Below are 7,286 nucleotides of genomic sequence, written 5' to 3' on the forward strand. Positions count from 1 at the left end.
ATTGCGGCCAATGTGCGGGCGATGGGGGCGGGCGGGGCGGCCTACCTGGTCGGCGGTGGGGCGCAGAGTGCGGTGTGGCCGCAGGTCGTTGCCGATGTGCTGGGGCGCGAGGTCACAGTGCCGGCCTATCCGGTGCTGGCGGCGAGCCTCGGGGCCTGGCGGGTGGCGGCCAAGGCGCTTGGGCTTACGGGAGGCGTAGCGGCGCAGGGCAGGGTGTATCGGCCGCGGTCCGAGCGGGCGGAGCGGATCGGGCGGCAGGGGCGGGCCTTCGACCGGGCGACGGCGATGCTGCGCGAACTGGCGCGGGACTGACATCGGATCATTCATCCGCCCCGTCGACATCGAGCGTGGGGCGGACTGTGGCAGGTAGTCCGCGAGGGCGCTATGCTTCCTCGGCCAGCATGTCGTTGAGCTCGCGGGAGAAATGCTTGCGGAACAGCGGCAGCTGGGCGGCGCCGAGCGCGGGGGCGCGGAGGCCGAGCTTGCCGGCGGCGATGCGGAGCCGGTTGTGGCTCAGTTCGGGCAGGCTGGTGAGGGCCGCGTCGGTGGCGGCGACCATACGTTCGACGATCGGGGTGGGAACGATACCATCGATGACCACTGCTTCGACCTCGATCACGGCGGCGGTGTTGAACACGATCTCGGCGAGTGCCGCGCCGGCATTGGCAATCCATGCGGCGACGTGCGGCTCCCAATCGGCCCACGGCCAATCGGAGGGATCGCCGGGCGGCACGTCGATGCCGGAGGCGGCGAGCCGCCGGCTGAGCGCGCTGGTCGAAGCGACGTCGTGGCCGAACCGGCGCCTGTCGTCGCCCGTGTTGACCAGCATCGAGCCGAGATTGGCGGAATTGCCGGTCGGGCCTGCCCAGAGCGTGTGTTCGGCGGCGATGCCGGCGCCAAGGAAAGTGGTGACGAAGAGATAGACGAAGTTGGGCGGGCGCGGCGGCGGCGCCATCACCATTTCGGCCCAGCAGGCGCAGGTGCCATCGTTGAACCAGGCGGTGGGGAGCCCGGTCGCGGCCTCGAGCTCGGCGCGGAGGTCGAGCGCGCGCCAGAGCGGGACCTGCTCCGCCGGAGCGCCGAGGTGGCCGATACTGCGCCAGATAGCGGAGGGCGTTGCGAGCCCCAGCCCGGCAAGGCGCGGACGCTGCGCCGGGGCCAGCTTGCCGATCAGCTCGTTGATCGCCGTTGCCGCCTCGGCGACGATGGTTGCGGCATCGGGGTAGGCATAGGCGCGCCGATAGCGGCCGATCTCCTCGCTGCCGAGGCTGATCAGCGTGATGTCGACATGCTGCCAAGAGATCTCGCAGCCGATCGCGAAGGCGCCGGAATAATCGAGGAACAGCGGCGTCGCCGGCTGGCCCCGGCGGCCGCGCAGGACCTCGCCGCGGGTGACGAGGCCGTCGGCTTCGAGCTCGCTGACGATGGCCGAGGCGGTCTGCGGGGCGAGGCCGGTGCGGCGCGACACGTCGGCGTTGGATAGGCCCGGGCCGAGCGCGATGGTGGTCAGCACGGCGCGGCGATTGGCGGCGCGCAGACTGGCATGCTGCACGCCACGTCCCGCGGGCTCGAAGAAGTCCGACAATTCCAAAACCTCGCCTCGACGCAATTGACGCCCAAGCAATACGACCCCGGCCCCAGTAGGGGCCAAGGTATGATTCCTGCGTCCGCAAATATTAGTGGGGATGCGTGGCGGGCCGTCAACCCGCCATCGCATTACCAGTTGGTAACGGAGCCGTCGCGGCGGTGCAACATCGGCGCCTGCCAGAACTTGAAGCTTTGCTGCTTGATCAGTTCCTCGTTGACCTCGACGCCAAGACCTGGGGCATCGCTCACCGGATAGTGCGAACCCTCGAGCCGTGGCTGGACCGGGAAAAAGTCGGAATTGTCGAAGCCCAGATGTGTTTCGGCCGGGCTCGAGCGTGTTTCGAGCCAGGAGAAATTTGGTACGGCGGCGGCGAAATGAACTGTGGCGGCGGTGCAGATGGGCCCGAGCGGATTATGCGGCATCATGTCCACATAGTGCGCCTCGCTCCAGCCGGCGATCTTCATCGACTCGGTGAGGCCGCCGACATTGCAGACGTCGATCCGGTTGAACTGGTGGATGCCGCGTTCGATGTAGGGCAGGAACTGCCATTTGGAGGCAAATTCCTCGCCGATGGCGAAGGGGATGTCGGTAAGGGTGCGGAGCGATTCGTAGGCTTCCGGGGTCTCGTCGCGGATCGGCTCCTCGAGGAAATCGAGGGTGCCCGAGGGCATCTTCTGGCAAAAGCTGGCGGCTTCGGCGACCGACAGGCGGTGGTGGAAATCGATGCCGAGGACGACGTCCTCGCCCAGTTCCTCGCGGGCTTTCACCATCCATTTGGCGGTCCTGCCGATGTGCTCGCGCGGCTCGTAGATGGTTTCGCCGTGGCCCGAGGGGGAGAGGCGCATGGCGTTCCAGCCGTGCTCGATGAGCATCTTGGCCTGCTCGATCATTTCGGGGCCGGGCTCGCCCGAGGTGGTGGCGAAGGTGGGGATCCTGTCGCGCTGCTTGCCGCCGAGCAGCTGGTAAACGGGGACGCCGAGGGCCTTGCCCTTGATGTCGTAGAGCGCGATGTCGATGGCGGAGATCGCGGCCTGCAGCACGCGGCCGCCTTCGAAATACTGGCTGCGATAGAGCAGCTGCCAGATGTGGCCGATCTGGAAGGGGTCCATGCCGATGAGGATCTCGGTGTAGTGCTCGAGCGCGCCGACCACTGCCTTTTCGCGGCCCGAGAGGCCGCTCTCGCCCCAGCCGAAAATGCCCTCGTCGGTCTCGATCTTGACAACGAGCTGGTTACGAATGCCCACCCAGACGGCATAGGGCTTGATGGCAGTGATCTTCAATTCGGATGCTCCCTCGAACGGCGGGGTGTTCCCGCTCGGTTGGTGCAGAGGGGTACTGATTGAGGGGACGGAGTCAATTAGGCGGAGGTGGGAGTCGGGCCGCTCCGAGTGTGGGGCCACCCCACCCAGCTGCGCGACGGCCCGGGCTCTGGCCCAGGCCTGCTTCGCTACCCTCCCCACAAGGGGGAGGGAGGTGCGAAAGCCGGAGCAGTTGGGCGTTCACAGGTGCATCAGTCGTCTCCCTCCCCCTTGTGGGGAGGGATAAAGGGTGGGGGTCGCCCGCGCTCCGAGGCCTACAGCTTCCCCCGCAGATACCGCGCCAGCGTCTCCCGCGTCCCCACCTGCCACACCGTCAACAGCGCGTGCGTGAAAGCCCCGACATAGACCGGGTCCTTGGCCAGCGCGCCGAAGATATCGGTCATCGACAGCCAGGCCACGGGATCGTCCTTCGCTTTTCTTGCGAGCGCCGTCAGCCGGTCCCAGTTCGGGTCGTTGGGGGGGATCGGCTTGCCGCTGTCGGTTTCGCCGTAGCAGTAGCGGGCCCAGAGGGCTGAGACCAAGGCGAGGCCGGTAATGGGCTTGCCTTGCGCCAGGCGGTCCGAGACGGAGGGCAGGATGAACTTGGGCTGGCGGTTGCTGCCATCGAGGCAGAGGCGCTGGATGGTGTCGCCGATCTTGGGGTTGGAGAAGCGCCGGTCGATCTGCCTGAAATAGTCGTCGAGATTGGTGCCGGGCACCGGCGGGACGATCGGGATGATCTCCTCGCGCTCCACCTTTTCGAGGAAGTCGCGGATCAGCGGCTCCTCCATCGCCTCGTGGACGAAATGGATGTCCATCAGCCCGGCTGGATAGGCGATGGTGGCGTGGCCGCCGTTGAGGATACGGATCTTCATCAGCTCGAACGGCGCGACGTCGTTGACGAACTGCACCCCGACCTTCTCGAGCGCCGGGCGGCCGAGCGGGAAATTGTCCTCGAGCACCCATTGCCTGAACCTTTCGCAGAACACAGGCCAGGCATCGGCGATGCCGAACTGATCGGCGATCAACTGCCGCTCGCGCGGGCCGGTGGCGGGCGTGATGCGGTCCACCATGCCGTTGGGGAAGGCGACGGCATGCCCGACCCAGCGGGCCAGCTCGGGGTCGATGAGGTTTGCCAGCCCGACGACGGCGTTCTCCGTCACGTGGCCGTTGCCGGGAATGTTGTCGCAACTCATCACCGTGAACGGGGCGATGCCGAGGTCGCGGCGGCGCACGAGGCCGGCGAGGATGAGGCCGAAGACCGTCTTTGGCGCGTCGAAGTGCTCGGCGTCGTAGCCGATATCGGGGTGGCTGGGATCGAAGCGCTGGCTCGCCGGATCGATGTAGTAGCCGCCCTCGGTGATGGTCAGCGAAACGATGCGGATCGCCGGGTCGGCGAGCTTGCCGATGATGGCGCGGGCGTCGCCGGGGGTGAGGAAATCCACCATCGGGGCGGTGACGCGGACGGTGCTCTCATGGGCTTCCTGCTCGACGACGCTGGACAGCCAGTCCTGCGCCTCGAGGGTCGCGCGCATCGCCGCATCGGCGTCGCGCACCCCGGCGCCGACAAGGGCCCAGTCATGGTCGAGGCCGAGGTTGAACAGGTCGTCGAGATAGACCGCCTGGTGGGCGCGATGGAAGTTGCCGACGCCGAAATGCAGGATCCCCGCCCTGAGGTTGGATGGACGGTAGCGCGGCACGGCGGCGAGCTCGGAAATCTCCGATAGGTTTCGGACGGAGAGTTCGATCGGCATGGGCAACCTCGTCGATAGGGGGCCGCACCCCAAATATGTGCCTTGGGATGCGGCGCGAGAAAATCGTTCAGCGGAGCGCCAGACCGCCGCGGTCGAAGCGGTAGATCCGGCTGGGGTCGGGGCTGAGCCAAACCTGGTCGCCCGGGGCAAAGTCCTTGTCGCCTTCGGTACGCACGGTCTGCAGTTCCGCCCCGTCCACGTGGACATGGAGGAAGGTATCGGAGCCGAGGTGTTCGGCAACCCCCACGCGGCCCGGCCAATCGCCTGATTCACGGGAAATCCGCATGTGCTCGGGGCGGATGCCGATAGTGGTGGCGCTGTACTTGTCGGCGGCGGCGCCCGCGAGGAAGTTCATCTTGGGCGAGCCGATGAAGCCGGCGACGAACTTGTTGGCCGGAGTCTTGTAGAGATCCATGGGCGATCCGAACTGCTCGACCTGGCCGGCGTTCAGCACCACAATCTTGTCGGCCATGGTCATGGACTCGACCTGGTCATGGGTGACGTAGACCATGGTGGTCTTGAGCTGCTGGTGCAGTTCGGTGATCTCGATGCGCATGTTGACGCGCAGCGCCGCATCCAGGTTGGAGAGCGGCTCGTCGAACAGGAAGGCCTTGGGCTCGCGCACGATGGCACGGCCTATGGCGACGCGCTGGCGCTGCCCGCCCGAGAGCTGGCGCGGTTTCCTGTCGAGGTAGTCGGTGAGGTTGAGGACACGGGCGGCGGCGTCGACCTTCTTGTCGGCGACTGGCTTTTCGATATTCGCCATCTTGAGCGGGAAGGCGATGTTCTGGCGTACCGTCATATGCGGGTAGAGCGCGTAGGACTGGAACACCATGGCGAGGCCGCGATGCGCCGGGCCCTGGTCGGTGACGTCGACGCCATCGAGCAGGATCGCGCCCGAGGTCGTGTCCTCGAGGCCGGCAATCAATCTGAGGAGAGTAGATTTGCCGCACCCCGAGGGCCCGACGAAGACGACGAAGGCGCCGTCTTCAATCTCGAGGGAAACATCGGAGATGACCTGGTGGCCGCCGAAGGCCTTGTTGACGTGTTCGAGAGCGATGGAGCCCATTTCTTTTTCCCTATTTCACGGCGCCAAAGGTGAGACCGCGTACCAGCTGCCGCTGGCTGAGCCAGCCGAGCACCAGTATCGGCGCGATGGCGAGGGTCGACGCGGCGGAGAGCTTGGCCCAGAACAGGCCTTGCGGTGACGAGAAGGACGAGATGAAGGCGGTCAGCGGCGCGGCCTTGGATGCTGTGAGGTTGATGGTCCAGAAGGCCTCGTTCCAGGCGAGGATGATGTTGAGCAGCAGCGTCGAGGCGATGCCGGGCACCGCCATCGGGACGAGGACGAAGATCAGTTCCTTCCAGAGGATGGCGCCATCCATGCGCGCCGCCTCGAGGATGTCGACCGGGATCTCCCTGAAGTAGGTGTAGAGCATCCAGATGACGATCGGCAGGTTGATCAGGGTGAGGATGATGACCAGCCCCCACACGGTGTCGAGGAGCCCGGTATCGCGGAAGATCAGGTACATAGGCACCAGCACGCCGACCGCCGGCATCATCTTGGTCGACAGCATCCACATCAGTACGTCCTTGGTCCTCTTCGTGGGGGTGAAAGCCATGGCCCAGGCCGAGGGGATGCCGATCAGCAGCGCGATCAGGGTCGAGCCGACCGAAATCCACACCGAGTTGAAGAAGTGCCGGAAATAGTCGGAGCGCGCCTGCACCTCGAAATAGTTCTCGAGCGTCCAGGTGGGGATGATGGTCGGCGGCGAGGCAATCGCCTCGGCCTCGGTCTTGAAGCTGGTGAGGATGGTCCACAGGATCGGGAAGAACAACAGGAAGGCGACCAGCCAGGCGAGTGCGGTGAAGGTGAGCTTGCGCTGCAGGGTGACTTCGCGGGCCATTAGTGCCTCCGCTCGCTGACAGACTGGTGCGAGGGGCACCCCCACCCTTGATGCCTCCCCATAGGGGGGAGGGAGACGACTGATGCTTCAGCGCCCACGATAATGAGGCTCCGGCGCCTCCCTCCCCCTTGCGGGGAGGGACCGAGGGTGGGGGTGGCCGCGGCCGCGATGCTTGAAATCTTACGCATCGAGGTTCCTCCCCACGGCCCGCATCAGGAAGATCGCGACGATGTTGGCGAGGATCACGGCCACCACGCCGCCGGCCGATGCCCCGCCGACGTCGAAGCTCAGCAGCGCCGTGCGGTAGACGAGGAAGGCGAGGTTGGTGGAGTTGTAGCCCGGCCCGCCATTGGTGGTGACCAGCACCTCGGCGAAGATGCCGAGGAGGAAGATGGTCTGGATCAGGATCACCACGGTGATGGCCCGGGCCATGTGCGGCAGGATGATGTAGATGAAGCGCCGGAGGGCGTTGGCACCATCCATCTCGGCGGCCTCCTTCTGCTCCTCGCTCAGGGATTGCAGCGCAGTGAGCAGGATGAGCGTCGCGAAGGGCAGCCACTGCCAGGCGACGATGATGATGACGGCCAGCATCGGCAGCTGGGCGAACCAATCAATCGGCGCCAACCCAACGCCGCGCGTCAGGAAGCTGATCACGCCGTAGATCGGATGCATCATCAGGTTCTTCCAGACCAGCGCGCTGACGGTCGGCATGACGAAGAAGGGTGCGATGACCAGCAAC

General features: G+C 66.0%; 7 protein-coding genes. 1 reads left to right on the top strand and 6 read right to left on the bottom strand.

The window, feature by feature from the left end; all coding sequences use genetic code 11:
- Positions 1-312 (top strand): FGGY-family carbohydrate kinase (locus tag JWQ89_RS06875; RefSeq protein WP_299639552.1); only part of this gene is annotated, 312 nt, incomplete at its 5' end.
- Between the two features lie 70 nt (positions 313-382).
- On the opposite strand, the gene JWQ89_RS06880 is transcribed toward JWQ89_RS06875, so the two are convergent.
- From JWQ89_RS06880 to JWQ89_RS06905, 6 genes are all read right to left on the bottom strand, one after another.
- On the bottom strand, positions 383-1,552 hold the full coding sequence (locus JWQ89_RS06880; protein WP_299639553.1) for an ROK family transcriptional regulator: 1,170 nt from the start codon (positions 1,550-1,552) through the stop codon (positions 383-385).
- Between the two features lie 164 nt (positions 1,553-1,716).
- Positions 1,717-2,868, bottom strand: coding sequence for a mandelate racemase/muconate lactonizing enzyme family protein (locus JWQ89_RS06885; RefSeq protein ID WP_299639555.1), 1,152 nt, complete (start codon positions 2,866-2,868; stop codon positions 1,717-1,719).
- Positions 2,869-3,161: 293 nt separating this feature from the next.
- Positions 3,162-4,640: a mannitol dehydrogenase family protein gene (locus tag JWQ89_RS06890; RefSeq protein ID WP_299639557.1), complete on the bottom strand. Its 1,479-nt coding sequence runs from the start codon at positions 4,638-4,640 to the stop codon at positions 3,162-3,164.
- A 67-nt stretch (positions 4,641-4,707) separates the two neighbouring features.
- A complete protein-coding gene (locus JWQ89_RS06895; RefSeq protein WP_299639559.1) occupies positions 4,708-5,709 on the bottom strand; it encodes an ABC transporter ATP-binding protein in 1,002 nt (333 codons plus the stop codon).
- A gap of 10 nt (positions 5,710-5,719) precedes the next feature.
- Entirely contained in the window at positions 5,720-6,547 is an 828-nt protein-coding gene (locus JWQ89_RS06900) for a carbohydrate ABC transporter permease (RefSeq protein WP_299639561.1), read from the bottom strand.
- Positions 6,548-6,727: 180 nt separating this feature from the next.
- The coding region (locus tag JWQ89_RS06905) for a sugar ABC transporter permease (RefSeq protein ID WP_299639563.1) at positions 6,728-7,286 on the bottom strand (559 nt) is incomplete at its 5' end.

It is taken from the genome of Devosia sp., from assembly GCF_028290645.1.
Taxonomy (GTDB): domain Bacteria; phylum Pseudomonadota; class Alphaproteobacteria; order Rhizobiales; family Devosiaceae; genus Devosia_A.

What these genes read in the sequence shown, in the direction of transcription:
- JWQ89_RS06890 (WP_299639557.1), bottom strand. Translation starts at nt 4,640, where the DNA reads ATGCCGATCGAACTCTCCGTCCGAAACCTATCGGAGATTTCCGAGCTC.
- JWQ89_RS06895 (WP_299639559.1), bottom strand. Translation starts at nt 5,709, where the DNA reads ATGGGCTCCATCGCTCTCGAACACGTCAACAAGGCCTTCGGCGGCCAC.
- JWQ89_RS06900 (WP_299639561.1), bottom strand. Translation starts at nt 6,547, where the DNA reads ATGGCCCGCGAAGTCACCCTGCAGCGCAAGCTCACCTTCACCGCACTC.